The sequence below is a fragment of the Neotabrizicola shimadae genome, assembly GCF_019623905.1.
In the GTDB taxonomy this organism is placed as follows: Bacteria; Pseudomonadota; Alphaproteobacteria; order Rhodobacterales; family Rhodobacteraceae; genus Neotabrizicola; species Neotabrizicola shimadae.
The window spans coordinates 1,253,147-1,270,828 of record NZ_CP069370.1; the positions used below are offsets into that span (position 1 = coordinate 1,253,147).

15 protein-coding genes and 2 tRNA genes are annotated in these 17,682 nt (G+C 68.1%); 6 read left to right on the forward strand and 11 right to left on the reverse strand.

Annotated elements, in window-relative coordinates; all coding sequences use genetic code 11:
- Window positions 1-71: 71 nt before the first annotated feature.
- Window positions 72-527, reverse strand: a complete 456-nt coding sequence (locus tag JO391_RS06035; RefSeq protein ID WP_220663372.1) for a hypothetical protein — start codon at window positions 525-527, stop codon at window positions 72-74.
- Between the two features lie 122 nt (window positions 528-649).
- On the opposite strand from JO391_RS06035, the gene JO391_RS06040 reads away from it, so the two are divergent.
- Window positions 650-1,060 (forward strand): SufE family protein, encoded by a 411-nt coding sequence (locus tag JO391_RS06040; RefSeq protein WP_220663373.1) that lies wholly within the window; start codon window positions 650-652, stop codon window positions 1,058-1,060.
- A 7-nt stretch (window positions 1,061-1,067) separates the two neighbouring features.
- Here the strand turns inward: JO391_RS06040 and JO391_RS06045 are convergent, their stop codons facing one another.
- Window positions 1,068-2,873, reverse strand: a complete 1,806-nt coding sequence (locus JO391_RS06045; RefSeq protein ID WP_220663374.1) for an aminopeptidase P family protein — start codon at window positions 2,871-2,873, stop codon at window positions 1,068-1,070.
- 91 nt (window positions 2,874-2,964) lie between these two features.
- The gene (gene cobT, locus JO391_RS06050) at window positions 2,965-4,836 is read right to left on the reverse strand and encodes a cobaltochelatase subunit CobT (RefSeq protein WP_220663375.1); all 1,872 of its coding nucleotides are present in this window, start codon (window positions 4,834-4,836) and stop codon (window positions 2,965-2,967) included.
- Between the two features lie 112 nt (window positions 4,837-4,948).
- On the opposite strand from cobT, the gene JO391_RS06055 reads away from it, so the two are divergent.
- A tRNA-Ser gene (locus JO391_RS06055) sits at window positions 4,949-5,038 on the forward strand.
- Between the two features lie 19 nt (window positions 5,039-5,057).
- On the opposite strand, the gene JO391_RS06060 is transcribed toward JO391_RS06055, so the two are convergent.
- The 4 genes from JO391_RS06060 to JO391_RS06075 all read right to left on the reverse strand — a co-directional run bounded on the left by JO391_RS06060 (window position 5,058) and on the right by JO391_RS06075 (window position 7,163).
- The gene (locus JO391_RS06060; protein ID WP_375155687.1) at window positions 5,058-5,690 is read right to left on the reverse strand and encodes an alpha/beta hydrolase; all 633 of its coding nucleotides are present in this window, start codon (window positions 5,688-5,690) and stop codon (window positions 5,058-5,060) included.
- 54 nt (window positions 5,691-5,744) lie between these two features.
- Complete coding sequence (locus JO391_RS06065; RefSeq protein WP_220663377.1) at window positions 5,745-5,963, reverse strand: hypothetical protein; 219 nt, start codon at window positions 5,961-5,963, stop codon at window positions 5,745-5,747.
- A 151-nt stretch (window positions 5,964-6,114) separates the two neighbouring features.
- Window positions 6,115-6,189 (reverse strand) — tRNA-Asn (locus JO391_RS06070).
- 65 nt (window positions 6,190-6,254) lie between these two features.
- Window positions 6,255-7,163, reverse strand: a complete 909-nt coding sequence (locus JO391_RS06075) for an MBL fold metallo-hydrolase (protein WP_220663379.1) — start codon at window positions 7,161-7,163, stop codon at window positions 6,255-6,257.
- Here JO391_RS06075 and JO391_RS06080 point away from each other — a divergent pair.
- The gene (locus tag JO391_RS06080) at window positions 7,162-8,475 is read left to right on the forward strand and encodes an ATP-binding protein (RefSeq protein ID WP_220663381.1); all 1,314 of its coding nucleotides are present in this window, start codon (window positions 7,162-7,164) and stop codon (window positions 8,473-8,475) included. The two genes, JO391_RS06075 and JO391_RS06080, sit on opposite strands and share 2 nt — an antisense overlap.
- Before the next feature lie 6 nt (window positions 8,476-8,481).
- Here JO391_RS06080 and JO391_RS06085 read toward each other — a convergent pair whose 3' ends face one another.
- Window positions 8,482-9,141: a glutathione S-transferase family protein gene (locus JO391_RS06085; RefSeq protein ID WP_220663383.1), complete on the reverse strand. Its 660-nt coding sequence runs from the start codon at window positions 9,139-9,141 to the stop codon at window positions 8,482-8,484.
- A 176-nt stretch (window positions 9,142-9,317) separates the two neighbouring features.
- On the opposite strand from JO391_RS06085, the gene JO391_RS06090 reads away from it, so the two are divergent.
- Entirely contained in the window at window positions 9,318-10,583 is a 1,266-nt protein-coding gene (locus JO391_RS06090; RefSeq protein WP_220663385.1) for a calcium-binding protein, read from the forward strand.
- 126 nt (window positions 10,584-10,709) lie between these two features.
- Here the strand turns inward: JO391_RS06090 and JO391_RS06095 are convergent, their stop codons facing one another.
- Window positions 10,710-11,261: a lipid-binding SYLF domain-containing protein gene (locus JO391_RS06095; RefSeq protein WP_220663387.1), complete on the reverse strand. Its 552-nt coding sequence runs from the start codon at window positions 11,259-11,261 to the stop codon at window positions 10,710-10,712.
- Window positions 11,262-11,387: 126 nt separating this feature from the next.
- On the reverse strand, window positions 11,388-12,392 hold the full coding sequence (gene hemB, locus JO391_RS06100) for a porphobilinogen synthase (protein ID WP_220663388.1): 1,005 nt from the start codon (window positions 12,390-12,392) through the stop codon (window positions 11,388-11,390).
- A gap of 100 nt (window positions 12,393-12,492) precedes the next feature.
- Here hemB and JO391_RS06105 point away from each other — a divergent pair, with 100 nt between their 5' ends.
- Together JO391_RS06105 and mfd are read left to right on the forward strand one after the other, a co-directional pair.
- Window positions 12,493-13,017 (forward strand): component of SufBCD complex, encoded by a 525-nt coding sequence (locus JO391_RS06105; RefSeq protein ID WP_220664460.1) that lies wholly within the window; start codon window positions 12,493-12,495, stop codon window positions 13,015-13,017.
- A gap of 3 nt (window positions 13,018-13,020) precedes the next feature.
- On the forward strand, window positions 13,021-16,470 hold the full coding sequence (gene mfd / locus JO391_RS06110) for a transcription-repair coupling factor (protein ID WP_220663389.1): 3,450 nt from the start codon (window positions 13,021-13,023) through the stop codon (window positions 16,468-16,470).
- Here the strand turns inward: mfd and JO391_RS06115 are convergent.
- Entirely contained in the window at window positions 16,467-17,681 is a 1,215-nt protein-coding gene (locus JO391_RS06115) for a multidrug effflux MFS transporter (protein WP_220663390.1), read from the reverse strand. The genes mfd and JO391_RS06115 overlap by 4 nt on opposite strands.
- Window position 17,682 lies beyond the last annotated feature (1 nt).

The following is a 17,682-nucleotide window of genomic DNA, read 5'->3' on the forward strand; positions in this document are numbered from 1 at the left end:
TGATGCAGGCGACTTACAACTTTTTGCCGCCACTGGCCATAGCTCCCGGCCGGGCGAAAACGGAACCGGCCTCAGGGGCGCAGCACCTTCGAATTAGTTTCGCCCTTGATCACCACGCGGTTGATCCCCTCACGCTCCAGCGTAAAGCGCGAGATCGTATAGGCCGCCGTCACTTCGCGTGACCGCGGCGTACCCTGTGCCGCCGCATCGAGCGGCGCAAAGGTCCGGAACTCCAGCACCAGTTCGCCGTTCTCGATCGGCAGGGGCATCAGGTCCACCTGCCACCAGCCCTGCGTCGGCGGCAGCCCGGTCGCGCGCACGATCACGCCGCCATTGGCCTGCTCGATGCTCGCCGAGGTCACGCTCCGCACCAGCGGGCGCGGATCCTGCGACTCGTCCGGCGCAACCTGCGTGTCCTCGGGCATCTCGCCCGCGCCAAACCAGGTCCGGGGCGACCAGACACTCACGTTCTGTCCGCATCCCGCCAGTGTCAGAAGGGCGATCAGGACAACAGGGCGCAAAGTCATGCGGGGCTCCTTCATGGGCGCCCCATGGGTAGCCGATGCGTCCCGGATTGAAAAGCCGGGGCAGGGGTTCTGGACCTTTGCCAGCCGACGCCCTAGGTCAGGAACAATCGCAGGAGCATCACATGGCGACCGAAGCCTTCGAAGATATCGCGGAAACCTTCGACTTCCTCGAGGATTGGGAAGACCGCTACCGCCATGTGATCGAACTGGGCAAGGCCATGCCGCCTCTGGACGACAGCTTCAAGGTCGCGGCCTACAAGGTGGACGGCTGCGCCAGCCAGGTCTGGATTCGCCCGGTGCTGGACGACGGCCGCTTCGATTTCCAGGGCGACAGCGACGCGATGATCGTGCGCGGCCTGATCGCCGTGCTGCACGCGCTGTACTCGGGCCTCCGCCCCGCCGAAGTGGTGGCCGTGGACGCCCCGGCCGAGCTCAGGCGCCTGGGGCTGGAAGACCACCTCTCCTCGCAACGCTCGAACGGCCTGCGCGCCATGGTGGCACGCATCCGTCAGGTGGCGGGCGAGGCGTCCTGACGCTCCCTCACACCGGCGCGCAGGCTGCCCGGCACCAGTCCAGCGCCTCGGGCGACAGGCGCGGCCCGATCTTCTCCAGCACCTCGGCGTGATAGGCGTTCAGCCAGTCCCGTTCGCCCGGTGAAAGGCGGTCGGCCAGGATCAGCCGGCGGTCCAGCGGCACGAAGGTGATGGTCTCGAAATCGTACTGTACCCGGTGGTCGTCGCCGCCCGGCAGCTTCGCCGCCTCGCGCACCACGATCAGGTTCTCCAGCCTTATGCCGAAGGCCCCCTCCCGGTAATAGCCCGGCTCGTTCGACAGGATCATGCCCGGTTCCAGGGCCACCTCGGAGATCCGCGAAAGCCGCTGCGGCCCCTCATGCACCGAAAGGAAGGCGCCCACGCCATGCCCCGTCCCGTGGTCGAAATCCTGCCCCGCCATCCACAGCGCCTGCCGCGCAAAGGGGTCCAGGTCGCGCCCCGCCAGCCCCTTCGGAAACCGCGCCCGGCTGATGGCGATCATGCCCTGCAGCACGCGGGTAAAGCAGGCCCGCGCCTCCGGCCCCGGATCGCCCACCGCCACGGTGCGGGTGATGTCGGTCGTGCCGTCCTCGTACTGCGCCCCGGAATCGACCAGCAGCAGCTCGTCCTGCCGCACGGGTCGGTTCGATTCATCCGTCACGCGGTAATGCATGATCGCGCCGTTCGGCCCCGCGCCGCAGATCGTATCGAAGCTGATGTCATGCAGCGCATTTGTGGCCCGGCGACAGCCTTCCAGCGCTGTCACCACGTCGATCTCGGTCAGCCCGCCCTGTGGCGCCGCACGATCCAGCCAGCACAGGAACTCGACCATCGCCGCCCCGTCGCGCAGATGCGCTTCGCGCATCCCTGCAAGCTCGCCCGCATTCTTGCGCGCCTTGGGCAGCCGGCACGGGTCGTCGCCCCAGGCCACCGCAATGCCCGCCCCGGACAGCTCCTGCGAGACGGCAAGCGGTGCCGTGCCCCGGTCCACCCGTACCGGTCCGGTCAGGCCGCGCAGGGCAGGAACCAGCTCTGAAGGCGGCAGCACCGTCACCTGCGGCCCCAGATGCGCGCGCACCGCATCGTCCAGCTTGGCCGCCTCGCAAAACAGCGTCACCCGGCCATCGTCGTGCAGGATGGCAAAGCCATGCAGGATCGGGTTGCGCGGCACGTCGGCGCCCCGGATGTTCAGAAGCCAGCAGATCGAATCCGGCAGCGTCAGCACGGCCGCCCTCTGCCCGGCCTTCGCCAGATCCGACGCCAGCCGCGCCCGCTTGTCGGCACTCGTCTCGCCCGCCACGGCATCCGGGTGCACGAAGGCGCGCCCCATGGGCGGGGCCGGCTGATCCGGCCAGATCGCATCTACGAAATTCACGCCAGAGCGAAGGGTTACCCCGCTTCCCTCAAGCGATTTCTCAAGAGCCTCGATCTCGCCTGCCGTGTGCAGCCAGGGATCGAAGCCGATCACGCCGCCGGCCAGATGCTCCCGCAGCCAGTCGCCCGGCTTGACCTCGGGCCAGGGCACCGGCGTGAAATGCGCCAGATCCACCTGCAGCTTCACCTGCGTGCGATAGCGCCCGTCGATGAACACGCCGGCCACGTCGGGCAGCACGATGCAGAACCCCGCCGATCCGGTGAACCCGGTCAGCCATTGCAGCCGCTCATCCCGCGCCGCGACATACTCGCCCTGATGCGCATCGGATCGCGGCACCAGGAACCCTGCCAGCCCCTCGGCCGCCAGTCGGGCCCGCAACGCCGCCAGCCGCGCGGGTCCTTGTTCGGGCGAGGCATGGGAATCGAAGGTCTGGAACATCACGCCCTCATTTTCTGTCCGGCAAGTATCCTCGGGGGTGGGAATTGGCCCACGCGGCCAAGAGGGGGCCGACAGCCCCCCGCACCGCCCGTCAGCCCGCGCGCCGCATCCCCGCCGCGCGCGCCCGCTTCTTCGGGTCCACTTCGAACAGCCCGGCCAACTGCTCCGTCATCGCGCCGGCCAGCTGTTCGACATCGGTGATCGTCACCGCGCGCTGGTAATAGCGCGTCACGTCATGGCCGATGCCGATGGCGATCAGCTCCACCATGCGGCGCTTTTCCACCATGGCGATCACGTCGCGCAGGTGCTTTTCCAGAAAACTCGCGGCATTGACCGACAAGGTGGAATCGTCCACCGGCGCCCCGTCCGAGATGACCATGAGGATCTTCCGCGCCTCGGGGCGGGCCAGCATCCGGCGATGCGCCCATTCCAGCGCCTCGCCGTCGATGTTTTCCTTCAGCAGCCCTTCCTTCATCATCAGGCCCAGGTTGGGCCGCACCCGACGCCAGGGCGCATCGGCGCCCTTGTAGATGATGTGGCGCAGGTCGTTCAGCCGCCCCGGCCCCTGCGGGCGCCCCTGCGCCAGCCAGCGCTCGCGCGACTGCCCGCCCTTCCAGGCCCGCGTGGTGAATCCCAGGATTTCCACCTTCACGTCACAGCGCTCCAGCGTCCGCGCAAGCACATCGGCGCAGATCGCGGCAATGGAAATGGGCCGCCCCCGCATCGAGCCCGAATTGTCCAGAAGCAGCGTCACGCAGGTGTCGCGGAATTCGGTATCCTTCTCCCACTTGAACGACAGGGGCGTCGTGGGGTTCGCCACCACCCGCGCCAGACGCCCGGCGTCAAGGATCCCTTCCTCCTTGTCGAACTCCCAGCTCCGGTTCTGCTGTGCCTGAAGCCGGCGCTGCAACTTGTTGGCCAGCCGCGACACAGCGCCCTTCAGGGGTTCCAGCTGCTGGTCCAGATAGGCGCGCAGCCGCTCCAACTCGGCCGGTTCGGCCAGCTCCTCGGCCCGGATTTCCTCATCGAAATCCGTAGTATAGACGGCATAGTTCGGGTCTGCATCGGAATAGGGGGCAGGGGGCGGCGGCTCCAGCGGCGCCTCGCCCTCGGGCAGTTCGGTCTCGTCGCCCTGCTCCATGTCGGCGCTGTCTTCCATCGTGACCTGCGCCTGCGACTGATCCTGCTGCTCCTCTTGGCTCTGCTCGGGGCTCGCGTCGGATTCCTCGCTGTCCTGGCTTTCCTCGCCGGCGCTTTCGGGGCTGTCCTCGTCCTCCTGAGCCTCGTCGCCCTGATCCTCGTCCTCGGGGCGGTCCGGGTCGTCACCCAGCTGGTCGCCATAGCCCAGATCGGCAATCACCTTCCGCGCCAGCCGCGCAAAGGCCGCCTGGTCCGCCAGCACATCGTCCAGCACATCCAGCGTGCCGCCCGCCTGTTCCTCGATGAACGGCCGCCAAAGGTCCATCACGTTCTGCGCGCCGCGCGGCATGTCGCGCCCGGTCGCCAGGTGGCGCACCAGATAGCCCGCCGCCACCGAGAGTGGCGCCTCCTGGGTCGACGTGATCTGCGCATAGCCGCGCCGGTCCGCCTCGTTGGCGATCTTGGCGTCAATGTTGCCCGCGGTGCCCGGCATGGCCCGCGCCCCCACCGCCTCGCAGCGGGCGGTCTCCATCGCCTCGTAAATCTCGCGCGCCAGCGGTCCGGTAGGCGTGTAGCGCGCCGAAACCGCCTCGTCGTGGAACTTGCGACGCAACGCAAAGGCATCGGCCGTGCCGCGCGCCAGAAGCACTTCGTCCCGGCTCATCCGCCGGCTGACCTGGGGCAGGCGCACGCCATCCTTCGTCATCCCCGCCGGATCGACTGAATAGGTGACGGTCATCTCCGGGTCGTCGGCCATGACACGCGTGGCATCGGCCAGGGCCTTCTTGAACGGGTCGGCGGGGTTATCTGCGGGCTTGCTCATGGCCACAGGTAAAGCAGGCCCGCCCCGCCTCGGCAAGACCCGCCCGCATCCGCGCGGGGCCGCTGCCAGTTTCCGCTTGCCGACGCCTGGCACCGCCGATAAACGGGGCGGCGGAGACGTGGCCGAGTGGTCGAAGGCACACCCCTGCTAAGGGTGCAGACGGGGAACCGTCTCGAGGGTTCGAATCCCTTCGTCTCCGCCAGACCCACCAGAGTCCTGCCCTATACGTCGGACCAGCGCGCCCGCATGGCGGCACCCGCCTCGCGCAGGGCACGGCGTCCGGCGTCCAGGCCGGCGTTCCACATCGGGAAGGCGTGGATCATGTGGGGCCAGACCTGCATCGTCACAGGCACGTTCGCCGCGCCCGCGCGCCGCGCCAGCCGCACCGAATCGTCCAGCAGGGTCTCGGCCGCACCCACCTGGATCATCAGGGGCGGCAACCCCGCCAGGTCGCCGAACAGGGGCGAGATGCGCGGGTCCGCCCTGTCCATGCCCGCGGGCACATAGGCCGCCGCCAGCTCCTCCAGATAGCCGCGATGGATCAGCGGATCCGCCGCATCGTTCTCCTCGATCGACGCGCCCAACATCGTCAGGTCGGTCCAGGGCGACAGAAGCCAGGCCATCGCCGGCAGCGCCTCGCCCATGTCGCGCAACCGCATCGCCAGAACCAGCGACAGACCGCCGCCCGCGCTGTCGCCACCCACCACGATCCGCTCCGCCGCGATCCCCTGACCGCGCAGCCAGTGCCAGGCCGCCACCGCATCGTCCAGCGCGGCCGGGAACGGGTGTTCCGGTGCCAGACGGAACGCCAGCCCCAGCGTGCGCGCGCCGGCGGCGCGCCCCGCCTCCGTCACCAGCCGCCGGTGACTGTCCAGCCCGCCCGAGCAATAGCCCCCGCCGTGCAGGTACTAGAGCACGCGGCCCGGATCGCTGCCGGGGGCCAGCGACCATTCCGCCGGCACGCCCCCCGCATCCACCTTCTGAACCGCGATGTCCCCGGCCACCGGCCAGACCGTTCCAACCGCCGCAATGCGCCTGCGCCGCTCGTCCCATCCCACGGGCCGCGGGGCCGAAGCGAGGATCGCCCGGATCGCGGCAATCTCGTCGAGGTCGCGTGCTGGGTCCAAGGCATCATCCCCCGAACGGGCCAAGGTCGCGGGGATTGCCCCGGTTCCCTCTGCAAACTATCAGGGAAAATTCAGCCGGCGAAGCCGTGTCAGGCCATCAGAAGCAGCACCGCAATATTGCGGTTCATCTGATTGTCGCTCTTGGGATTTTTGGCTCCGGCGGTAGGGATCGAACCTACGACCAATTGATTAACAGTCAACTGCTCTACCGCTGAGCTACGCCGGAACACGGGGCGCGTATAGCAACCGATTCCGGCAGGGGCAAGGGGGCGTTGCGAAGAAAACGCGCCGTCATCTCCGCCGGAACCGCGTGGCCGGGCCGGGCTCGCCCTCGGCCGCCACAAGGCCGCGTTCCCACAGGTCGATCAGATGCGCCAGCACGTTGCGCTCGGCCGCGGGCAGCAGGGCAGGGGCCGTGTCGCGGTAAATGCGCCGCGCCAGCGCGCCCGCATCGCCCGGCGTCTCCAGTGCCGCCAGCACCTCCGCCTCGCGCCCCCGCCGATGCGCGATCAGCGCGGCCAGCCGTCCCGCCGGATCCTCCACCACCGGCCCATGCCCCGGCAGCATCGCCGCCCACCGCCCCCGGGCAAGCCGCTCCAGCGAGGCCATGTAGGCCGCCATGTCGCCGTCGGGCGGCGAGACCAGCGAACTGGCCCAGCCCATCGCCAGATCCCCGCTGAACAGCACATCCCCGTAGGCCAGCGCCAGATGCGCCCCCATGTGCCCCGGCGTGTGCAGCGCCACCAGCGACCCGCCCCCCAGGTCCACGCCGTCGCCGTCTTCCAGCACAAGGTCGGGGCGAAAGCCCGTGTCGCTTCCCTCGCCCCCGGTCAGCCCCGCCGCCGCCAGCCGCGCCATCGTGGCGCTCCGCCCCACGCCGGCCGGGCCGTAGGCCAGAACCGGCGCCCCCGTCGCCACCGCCAGCGCGGCCGCACCGGCCGAATGGTCCAGATGCGGATGCGTCACCACGATGGCCGCCACCCGCTCGCCCGGCGCCAGCGCCGCCAGAAGCGCCGCCCGGTGCCCCGCATCCTCGGGGCCTGGGTCGATCACCGCCACCGCACCTTCGCCCACGACATAGCTGTTCGTGCCCTCAAAGGTCATCGGCCCCGGATTGCGCGCAAGGATCCGCCGCACCCCCGGCGCCACCGCCTCCGGCCTTCCGTAAGGCGGATCGCGGCGATAGGTTGGCCCCGTCATGACCTTCAAATCCTTTCTGCCCCGCAGCCTCTTCGGCCGCGCCGCCCTTATCCTGGTGGTGCCCATCGTCACGATCCAGCTTGTCGTGTCCATGGCCTTCATCCAGCGCCATTTCGAGGCCGTGACCCGGCAGATGACCGATTCCATCGTCGTGGAACTGGCCTATGCGCTCCAGATGGTGGATGACGCGCCCAGTGCCGAGATCGCGCGCGTGCGGCTGGAACGGATGGGGCCGGGGCTCGACTTCACCGCCTGGCTTCCGTCCGAAACCCCGATGCCCGAGGCCGACCTGCGCCGCTTCTGGGATCTCTCCGGCCGCGAGGTGATCGACACCCTTCGCGCGGGCCTGCCCGGCGTGCAGGCCGTCGATCTGGAAACCACCCCGCGCGAGGCGCGGATCTGGATCGACACCCGCTTCGGGCTCCTGGAACTCGTGGCCGACCGGCGCCGCGCCTCGGCCACCAACCCGCACCAGCTCCTTGTCGTGATGCTGGCAACCTCGCTGGTGATGACGCTGGTGGCCTATGTCTTCCTGCGCAACCAGCTCCGTCCCATCACCCGCCTTGCCACCGCGGCCGAGGCGTTCGGGCGCGGCCGTCACGTCGACTACCGCCCCTCCGGCGCCACCGAGGTGCGCGCCGCCGGCCATGCCTTCCTTGACATGCGTGCCCGCATCGAACGCCAGATCGAAACCCGCACCGCGCTTCTCTCCGGTGTCAGCCACGACCTGCGCACGCCGCTTACCCGGATGCGGCTGGAACTCGCCCTCATGCCCGAAGGCCCGGAAACCGATGCGCTGCGCGAGGATGTCGGCCAGATGGAACGCATGGTCGAGGAGTTTCTCACCTTCGCGCGCGGCGATGCGCTGGAAGACCCGCAGGATGTCGAGGTCAGCGCCCTGGTGCGCAAGCTGGTGGACACCGCCGCGCGCACAAACCAACCCGTGACGGCGGGCGAGGTCGGTCGCGCCCGGGTGCCGCTGCGCGAACAGGCCATCCAACGCGCGCTGCAAAACCTGGTGGACAATGGCCTGCGCTATGGCAGCCGGGTGCGGGTCGGGGTGGATGTCACGGCAAAGTCCATCCGCTTCGTGGTCGAGGATGACGGGCCAGGCATCCCGGCGGCGCAGCGGGAAGAGGCGATGAAACCCTTCACCCGGCTCGATGCCGCGCGCGGCCAGAACACGGGCGGTGGAGTCGGCCTCGGCCTTGCCATCGCCGCCGACATCGCGCGCAGCCATGGCGGCCTTCTGCGGCTTGGCGACAGTGCCGATCTCGGCGGGCTCAAGGCCGAAATCGTGCTGGCGCGCTGATCCGCCTCACTCGGGCTCGGCCGACCGCTTCTCCCACATCGCCTTGAAGGCTGGCCGCGACTGGGCCGCCGCCAGCCAGCGCGCCACCTCGGGGAACTCCGACAACAGCGTCGGGTGACCCTGGGCATAGCGCACCACCTCGGCGGTGTTCAGGTCGGCCACGGTAAAGCGGTCGCCCAACAGCCAGTCGCGCCCCGCCAGGTGGCTGTCCAGCCGCCGCAACGGGCGGCGCAGCTTCTCGGCCAGCACGGCAATCGCCGCCTGTCCCTCAGGCGTCTTCGCCCCGCCGTCGCGGTAGATGTACAGCATCTCCACCGCATCGCTTTCCACCGATGTCGCGGCATACATCGCCCACTGCTCCATCAGCGCCTGTTCGGCCTCGCCCATCGGACCCAGGGCACCGCCATACTTGCGCGCCAGATGCAGCGTGATCGCCAGGCTTTCGGTCAGTACCAGCCCGTCGTCCTCGATGGCCGGAACCTGGCCTTGCGGGTTCACCTTCAGGAAGGCCGGCGACGCCGTGTTCAGCGGCGCATCCGCCGCCATCGGGTCCTCCAGCCGATAGGACTGGATCACCGGCACATGCCGGAACTCGGTCCCGGTCTCGGCCATCAGCCACAGCGGCCGCGACGCGCGCGAACGATAGACGCCATAGATGGTCAGCATGAAAAGCCTCCTGTCATGGCCAGCGACTCAAGGCCAAAGACTCATTGGACGCGACCCTAACGCCGGGCCCGCGGCAGAGAAAGGGGAGAGGGCAGGCCGCCCGCCGCGCGGGATTGCTCCCGACCTCCAGTCAAGTCTAGTCTGCCCCATTCGCTTTCCTCACCCGGATTTTTCCCATGACGATGCACGCCTACAATTCCACCATCCTCTTTGCCGGTCCGCTCGTCCTCGACCTCTTCGACGGCCTCGTCATCGGGACCGATGGTTTCGTCTATGGCCAGCACGATCTCTTTTCCGGCACGACCGATGGCCAGCACAACATCTTCATCGCCGGTACTGCGGCCACTTCCACCTGGGCCTTCCTCTTGGGCGATTTCGGTCACGAGATGATCGGCAGCACCATCACGCTCACGGCAACCGGCGTGGTCCGGGGCTTTGTCGGGGTCGACTATATCGGCGCCGGGCTGGAACTCGGGAATGCCGGTACGATCTCCGGCGACCTCGCCGCCATCCGCCTCGAGGGCGGCTCCGCCTCTGTCGGCAATCTTCTGGTCAACAGCGGAACGATCATCGGCGGCCAGGCCATCGACGCCTTCGCCTCGACCCTCAGTGCCACGACCATCATCAACAGCGGCCTGATCCGCGGCACCCTGGGCACGGCGATCAGTCTCGCGGGCACGGACACCGACGACGCCGTGGTCAACAGCGGGCGCATCATCGGCCATGTCGAACTGGGCGGGGGTGAAGACTCCTATGACGGGCGCGGCGGCGAGGTCATGGGCACCGTGCGCGGCGGCGACGGGAATGACAGGTTCCGCCCCGGCGCCGGCGAGGACAGTTTCGACGGCGGCAGCGGCAGCGACCTTCTCGATTTCCGCACCGGCGACGGCGCGGTGGAACTCGCCCTCGACGGGTCATGGGACTCGACGGGCTGGGCCGAGGGCGACACCTATACCGGATTCGAACGTGTGATCGGCACGACCCAGGCCGACCGCATCGGCGGCAACTCTGCCGCGAACATCCTGAACGGCGGGGCCGGGGCCGACCAGCTGTTCGGCCAGGCCGGCGCCGACACGCTGATCGGCGGCGGCGGGATCGACATCCTGTCCGGCGGCGCAGGCAACGACAGCTTCCAGTTCAACCGCCTGGCAGAATGTGGCGACCTGCTCGCGGATTTCTCCTCCGCGGCTGCAGGCAACAATGACCGCTTCCTGATCTCGGCCGATTTCGGCGGCGGTCTGGCCGCGGGGTCACTCGCCGCCGGGCTGTTCGTCAGCCGCGCCGACAACCTCGCGCAGGATGGCAACGACCGCTTCATCTTCCGCACGGCGGATCGCACGCTGTGGTTCGATGCCGATGGCACCGGCACGGGCGCCGGCGTCCTCGTGGCATCCCTCCAGGCGGGCGCCACCATGACCGCGGCGGACATCGTGATCTTCTGAGCCCCGCCCGCGAAGGGTCTGGCTCGGACAAGTGTTAAGTCCAAGTTAAGACACGCGCGCAAGTCCTTGATATTGCTGCGTAGGGCAGAGCGTCCGAGCTCGGACGCCCCCCTCGGCAGGCCCGGCTCAGGGGATGATCCGGGTATACTTCGTCCCGGCAATCGAAGCCCCGGCCATCAGCCCCTGCTGCCCGAAGACCAGCGCGATCACCGGCTCCGACTGGGTGGTATCCGCCCCGATCGACCCGCCCTGGTCGGGCGTGGCATACCGGATGTCCACCCCGGCCACCCATCCATCCGAAGACCGGAAGGCCGCCAGGGCATCCTGGGTCATGAAGAACAGGGCGTGCCCATATTGCTGGGCCCCGATCTGCAACCCATAGGACGCCTCGGTCGCCGAGTAATAGTCCACCGTGGCCCCGTTGATCCGCAGCGCCCCGCGCCCGTAGGCCCCGCCCACGAAGAACCCCGCCTCGGTCATCAGCGGCATGTAGAGCACCCCGTAAGCCTTGTCGGTCAGCTCAATCGTGCCCGGATAGCGCCCGTCCAGGAACTGCTTGGTGGCATCCACCCGCGCGTCGATCTCCGCCGCCCCGTTGCTGTTGACCCCGTTCCCGCAAGCCGCCAGCGCCGTGGTCGCCCCGAATCCGGCCAGCATCATCCGCCGAGACATCTGCATCTGCTCACCTCATGCCTGATCCGGTCTCTGCCGGACAAATCGGGGCTTGCCGCCCCTTCAGATCTTCCTAGCCCAAGCGCGGCGTCCTGTCACGGGCCGCGCCACCGATGCGCAAGCCCCCGCCGGTCACAACCCTCGGCGTATGGCCCGCGCCGCCTCGGGCGCGAAGTAGGTCAGCACCCCGTCGCAGCCCGCGCGGCGGAAGGCCATCAGGCTTTCCAGCATCGCCTTCTCGCCGTCGATCCACCCGTTCAGCGCCGCCCCCCGGATCATCGCGTATTCGCCCGAGACCTGATAGGCATAGGTCGGCGCGCCGAAGGCGTCCTTCACCCGCCGCACGATGTCCAGATAGGGCATCCCCGGCTTGACCATCACCATGTCCGCGCCTTCCTGCAGGTCGCGCTCCACCAGCCGCAGCGCCTCGTCGCTGTTGGCGGGGTTCATCTGATAGGTCTTCTTGTCGCCCTTCAGCGCGCCCGAAGCACCCACCGCATCGCGAAAGGGGCCGTAGAAGGCGCTGGCATACTTGGCCGCATAGGACATGATCGCCACGTCCCCGTGCCCGTCGGCTTCCAGCGCGTCGCGGATCGCGCCGATGCGGCCGTCCATCATGTCCGAAGGCCCCAGAATGTCTGCCCCGGCTTCGGCCTGCACCAGCGCCATCTTCACCAGCGCCTCGACCGTCTCGTCGTTCAGGATCACCCCGTCCCGCACGATCCCGTCATGGCCCTTGGCGTTGTAGGGATCCAGCGCCACGTCGGTCATCACGGCGATGCCGGGCACCGCCGCCTTGATCGCCCGGATCGCCCGGTTGGCCAGGTTATCGGGGTTCCAGGCCTCTTCGCAGGCCTCGGTCTTCAGCGCCGGGTCGGTGTAGGGGAACAGGCAGATCGCCGGTATGCCCAGGTCTGCCGCATCCGCCGCCGCCTCGACCACAAGGTCCACCGACAAACGGTTCACCCCCGGCATCGACGGGATCGCGTCGCGCATGCCTGCGCCGTCGCGGACAAACACCGGCCAGATCAGGTCGCCCACCGACAGCACGTTTTCCTGCGCAAGCGCCCGAAGGGCAGGCGTCCGCCGCAGTCGGCGAAAGCGAAGCGAGGGGCAGGGGGCAGAGATCGGGCGCATGTGCTGGCTTTCGGCTGATCGGGGGCTTGCAGTCGTTCTTCTTGCCTGACATGGAAAGAGGCCCGCCTCAAGAGCGGTGCGGACGAAACGGGGCGCGACGGTGGACTGGTATCAGAAGGTCTTCGAACTGATCGACATGCGGTCATTCTCGAACCTGTGGTACTGGATTGCGCTGGCTGTGCTGTGGTCGTCGGCCAGCCACTGGGTCATCGGCGTGCCCTTCGATATGGTCACCCGTGCTCGGCGCAAGGGCGGCCAGGCGGTCGAGGACCTGGACCTCATAGTTTCGATCAACGTGAACCGTCTGCTCTACATTTCGGAAACTGCGGGGGCCGGGCTGATCGGCACGTCGGCCTTCCTGCTTTCCACGCTGGCTGTGCTCGCCTTCTACTACAACGTGGAGTTCGCGCAGGCGCTGATCTTCCTCCTCGCGCCGATGACGCTGGTGTTCCAGCTGTCGCTCCGCACCGCCCGGCGGATCCGGGCCGAGGGTATTGCCGGTCCCGCGCTGTGGCGCCGCCTGATGCTGCACCGCATGATGGTACAGGGCATCGGCGTGGTCTCGATCTTCGTCACCTCGCTGTACGGCATGTGGCAGAACCTGCATATCGGCGTCTTCGGCTGAGCCATGGCCACCGACCGTATCCTTCTTGGCGGCGCTCCGGAGGGATTCGACGCCCGGCTTCTGGCCCGCGAACTGGCGAAGGGGGCTGCCGTCATCCATGTCGCCCGCGATGACAAGAGGATGGAGGCGATGCGCGCCGCGCTGGCGGTCATGGCACCCTCTGCGCTGGTCCTCGATTTCCCGGCCTGGGACTGCCTGCCCTATGATCGGATGTCGCCCAATCCGGCCATCGTCGCCCGCCGCATGGCCACGCTGGCCGCTCTGGCACAGGGCGCGGTGCGGGGCGAATTCATCCTGCTGACCACGCTGTCGGCCGCCACGCAGCGCCTTCCCGCGCGCGAGGTGTTGCGCGCAGCGTCCTTCAGCGCCGGGGTCGGGCAGCGCGTGGACGAGACGGCGCTGAAGGGCTTCCTCGCCCGCATGGGCTTTCACCCGGTCGCCACCGTGGCTGAACCCGGCGACTATGCGATCCGTGGCGGCATCATCGACCTCTGGCCGCCAGGCAGCCGCCAGCCAGTGCGGCTGGACCTCTTCGGCGACACGTTGGACGGCATCCGTCGCTTCGATGCCGAGACGCAGCGCACGACCGAAAAGCTTTCCGCCATCGACCTTTCGCCCATGTCAGAGGTGATCCTGGACGAGGCCGGCATCACCCGGTTCCGCCAGAACTATCGCGTGGAGTTTGGCGCCGCGGGTACCTCCGATCCGCTGTACGAGGCCGTCAGCGCCGGGCGCAAGCATCAGGGCATGGAACACTGGCTGCCGTTCTTCCATGATCGGCTTGAAACGCTGTTCGATTACCTGCCCGACGCCTCGGTCATGCTGGACGACCAGATCGACGCCGCCCGCCTGTCGCGGTGGGAGGGGATCGCCGACAGTTATGACTCGCGCATCGAGGCGATGACCCAGAAGGGCCGCATCGACACGGTGTACAAGCCGGTGGCGCCGGGCCTTCTGTACCTGGACGATGCCGGCTGGGATGCGGCTGTGTCGGGGCACCGGGTGATCCGCCTGTCTTCGCTGCCCCAATCTCCCGGCCCCGGCGTGCTGGATGCCGGCGGGCGGATCGGGCGCAGTTTCGCGCCGGAGCGTCAGCAGGAAAAGGTCAGCCTTTTCGGTGCGCTGGCGGCCCATGTTCGTGAACTGCTGGAAGACCGCCACGTGGTCATCGCCTCTTGGTCCGAAGGCGCTCGGGAACGGCTGAAGGGGCTGCTGGACGATCAGGGCCTGGCGGCCACGAAACTGGTCAAGGATTTCCGCGATGTGCCCGAAATCGGGCGCGGCGGGCTGTATCTGATGGTCTGGGCGCTGGAGGCGGGCTTCACCGCGCCCGGCCTTGCCGTCATCTCTGAACAGGACGTTCTGGGCGACCGTCTGGTTGGCCGCCCCAAGCGCCGCCGCAAGGCCGAGAACTTCCTGCGCGAGGCCGACGCCCTGACGCCTGGCGATCTGGTGGTGCATGTCGAACATGGCGTCGGCCGCTACCTGGGGCTGGAGACCATCACCGCCCTTGGCGCGCCGCATGAATGCCTGGCGCTGGAATATGCTGAAAGCGCAAAGCTTTACCTGCCAGTCGAGAACATCGAACTGCTCAGCCGCTATGGCCATGAAGAGGGGCTCCTGGACCGCCTGGGCGGCGGGGCGTGGCAGGCCAAGAAGGCCAAGCTCAAGGAACGAATCCGCGAGATCGCCGACCGTCTGATGCGCGTTGCGGCCGAACGCCTTCTGCGCCAGGCCCCGGTTCTGGAACCGCCCCACCAGATGTGGGAGGCCTTCTGCGCCCGATTCCCCTGGCCAGAAACCGACGACCAGCTTTCGGCCATCTCGGACGTCATCACCGATTTCGAGGCCGGCCGCCCGATGGACCGGCTCATCGTGGGCGACGTGGGCTTCGGCAAGACCGAAGTGGCGATGCGCGCCGCCTTCGTGGCGGCGCTGTCGGGGATGCAGGTGGCGGTGGTCTGCCCTACCACGCTGCTGGCCCGCCAGCATTACCGCAGCTTCGCCGACCGTTTCCGCGGCTTCCCGGTCAACGTCCGGCAACTGTCGCGCTTCGTCGGCCAGAAAGAGGCGAACGAAACGCGCGCCGGCCTGGCCGAAGGCACGGTGGACATCTGCATCGGCACCCATGCGATCCTTGCCAAGGGCGTGAGCTTCCGCAACCTCGGCCTCTTGATCGTTGACGAGGAACAGCATTTCGGCGTCGGCCACAAGGAACGGCTGAAGGAAATGCGGTCGGAAGTCCATGTGCTGACCCTCACCGCCACGCCGATCCCGCGCACCCTGCAGCTATCCCTCACCGGCGTTCGCGACCTGTCGATCATCGCCACCCCGCCGGTGGATCGGCTTGCAATACGAACATATGTTTCGGAATTCGACTCCGTCACCCTGCGCGAGGCGCTGTTGCGCGAACGCTACCGCGGCGGGCAGTCCTTCTTTGTCGTGCCCCGCATCGCCGACCTGCCCGAGATCGAGGATTTCCTGAAGTCCCAGGTGCCCGAAGTCAGCTATGTCATCGCGCATGGTCAGATGCCCGCGGGCGAGCTGGACGAGAAGATGAACGCCTTCTACGACGGCAAGTTCGACGTGCTTCTGTCCACCACCATCGTCGAATCCGGTCTGGATATCCCCACCGCCAACACCATGATCGTTCACCGCGCCGATATGTTCGGGCTGGGTCAGCTGTACCAGATCCGCGGCCGCGTCGGCCGGTCCAAGACGCGGGCCTACTGCTACCTGACGACAAAGCCCCGCATGGCGCTGACCCCGCAGGCCACCAAGCGCCTGCGCCTTCTGGGCAGCCTCGATTCGCTTGGCGCGGGCTTCAACCTGGCCTCCCACGACCTGGACCTGCGCGGCGCGGGCAACCTTCTGGGCGAGGAACAGTCGGGCCACATCAAGGAAGTGGGCTACGAGCTTTACCAGCAGATGCTGGAGGAAACGATCAGCAAGCTCCGCTCGGGCGAGATCGGCGGCCTGGCCACGGTCGATGACCAATGGGCGCCGCAGCTGAACCTGGGCGTGCCTGTCCTGATCCCCGACGCCTACGTGCCCGACCTCGACGTGCGCCTCGGCCTCTACCGCCGCCTCTCCTCGCTCTCCACCAAGGTGGAACTGGAAGGCTTCGCCGCCGAACTGATCGACCGCTTCGGCCCCTTGCCGAAAGAGGTGAACACACTTCTTCTCGTCGTGCGCATCAAGGCGATGTGCCGCCGCGCCGGCATCTCGCGGCTGGATGCAGGGCCGCGTGGCGCCACAATCATGTTCCACAACGACAAGTTCGCCAACCCGGCGGGGCTGGTGGATTTCATCAAGGCCGAGGGACAGGCCGCCAAGATCACCGGCAACAAGATCGTGCTGGCCCGCGACTGGAAGACGGAAGGCGACCGCATCAAGGGGGCTTATGCGATCGCCCGCGACCTTGCCGAGAAGGTGGTCAAGCCCAAGGGCTAGACCCGCTGGCCCATCCATTTGACCACGCCCCAGCCAAGCAGGCTGAACAGGGCCGTCGCCGCAATCAGAGGGACTGGCGTGCCGTTGAAGGCCAGCCCGACCGGCACCGCCAGCAAGGTCGAGGCCACCGTGGATATCGCCCCCATCAGCGAGGCCGCCATCCCGGCGACATGGCCCATCGGCTCCATCGCCAGCGCGTTCAGGTTGCCCATGGTCAGGCCCGTGGAAAAGAACGCGGCCACCAGCCAGGCGAAACAGGCCCAGAACGGCAGGCCGCCGGACCAAAGCCCCGCCATGGCCGCCCCGGCCAACAAGCCGGAAAACAGCGCCAGCGCCAGAAAGGACCGCCCGGCCACCCGCCTCATTCCAAGCGTCATCACCAGCCGGGCGTTCAGCGGGCCCGATCCTGCCGAGAACAGCGCGATCAGCGCGAACCACCACGGAAAGCTCTCGGCGCGGCCATAGGTCTCGCCAAAAAGCTGCTGCACCGAGGACAGGGTGGCGAACAGCGCCCCCATGACCAGCGTCATGCCAAGGATCGCCTTCAGGATCAGCGGGTGTGTCAGCACCTCGCGCGCATCCCGCCCCAACTGCCCAAGGCGGAGGGGGCGCCGCGCCGCCACCGGCAGCGTCTCGGGCTGGCGCCACTGCACCCAGCTGATGATCACCACGGCAAAGACCAGGAAGGCCAGGAAGATCGAGCGCCAGCCCCAGGCGTCAATGATCGCCGCCCCGGCCAGTGGCGCCGCCGCCGGCACCACCATGAAGACCATCATGGCAAAGCTCACGATCCGCGCCATGTCGCGCCCGGCGTAAAGGTCGCGCACCATGGCCAGCGACACCACGCGCGGCGCGGCGACGCCCAGGCCCATCACCACGCGCGCCGCCAGCACCGTCTCCAGCGTCGGCGCGACATAACCCACGGCCGCTGCCAGGCAGTACAGCACGGCGCCGCCCACGATCACCGGCTTGCGGCCAAGGGCATCCGAAAGCGGCCCCATCACCAGCGTGCCCAGACCCATGCCAAAGACAAAGCTTGTCAGGATCAGCTGCGCCCGGTTCGGATCGGCCGGCGTCAGTTCGGTGGCAATCTCGGGCAGGGCGGGCAGCACTGCGTCAATCGAAAACGCCACGGTGGCAAACATCATCGCCATCAGGGCGATGAACTCCAGCGGGGCGCCGCGGGCGGGGGCTTCGGTCGTGCTGGCCATC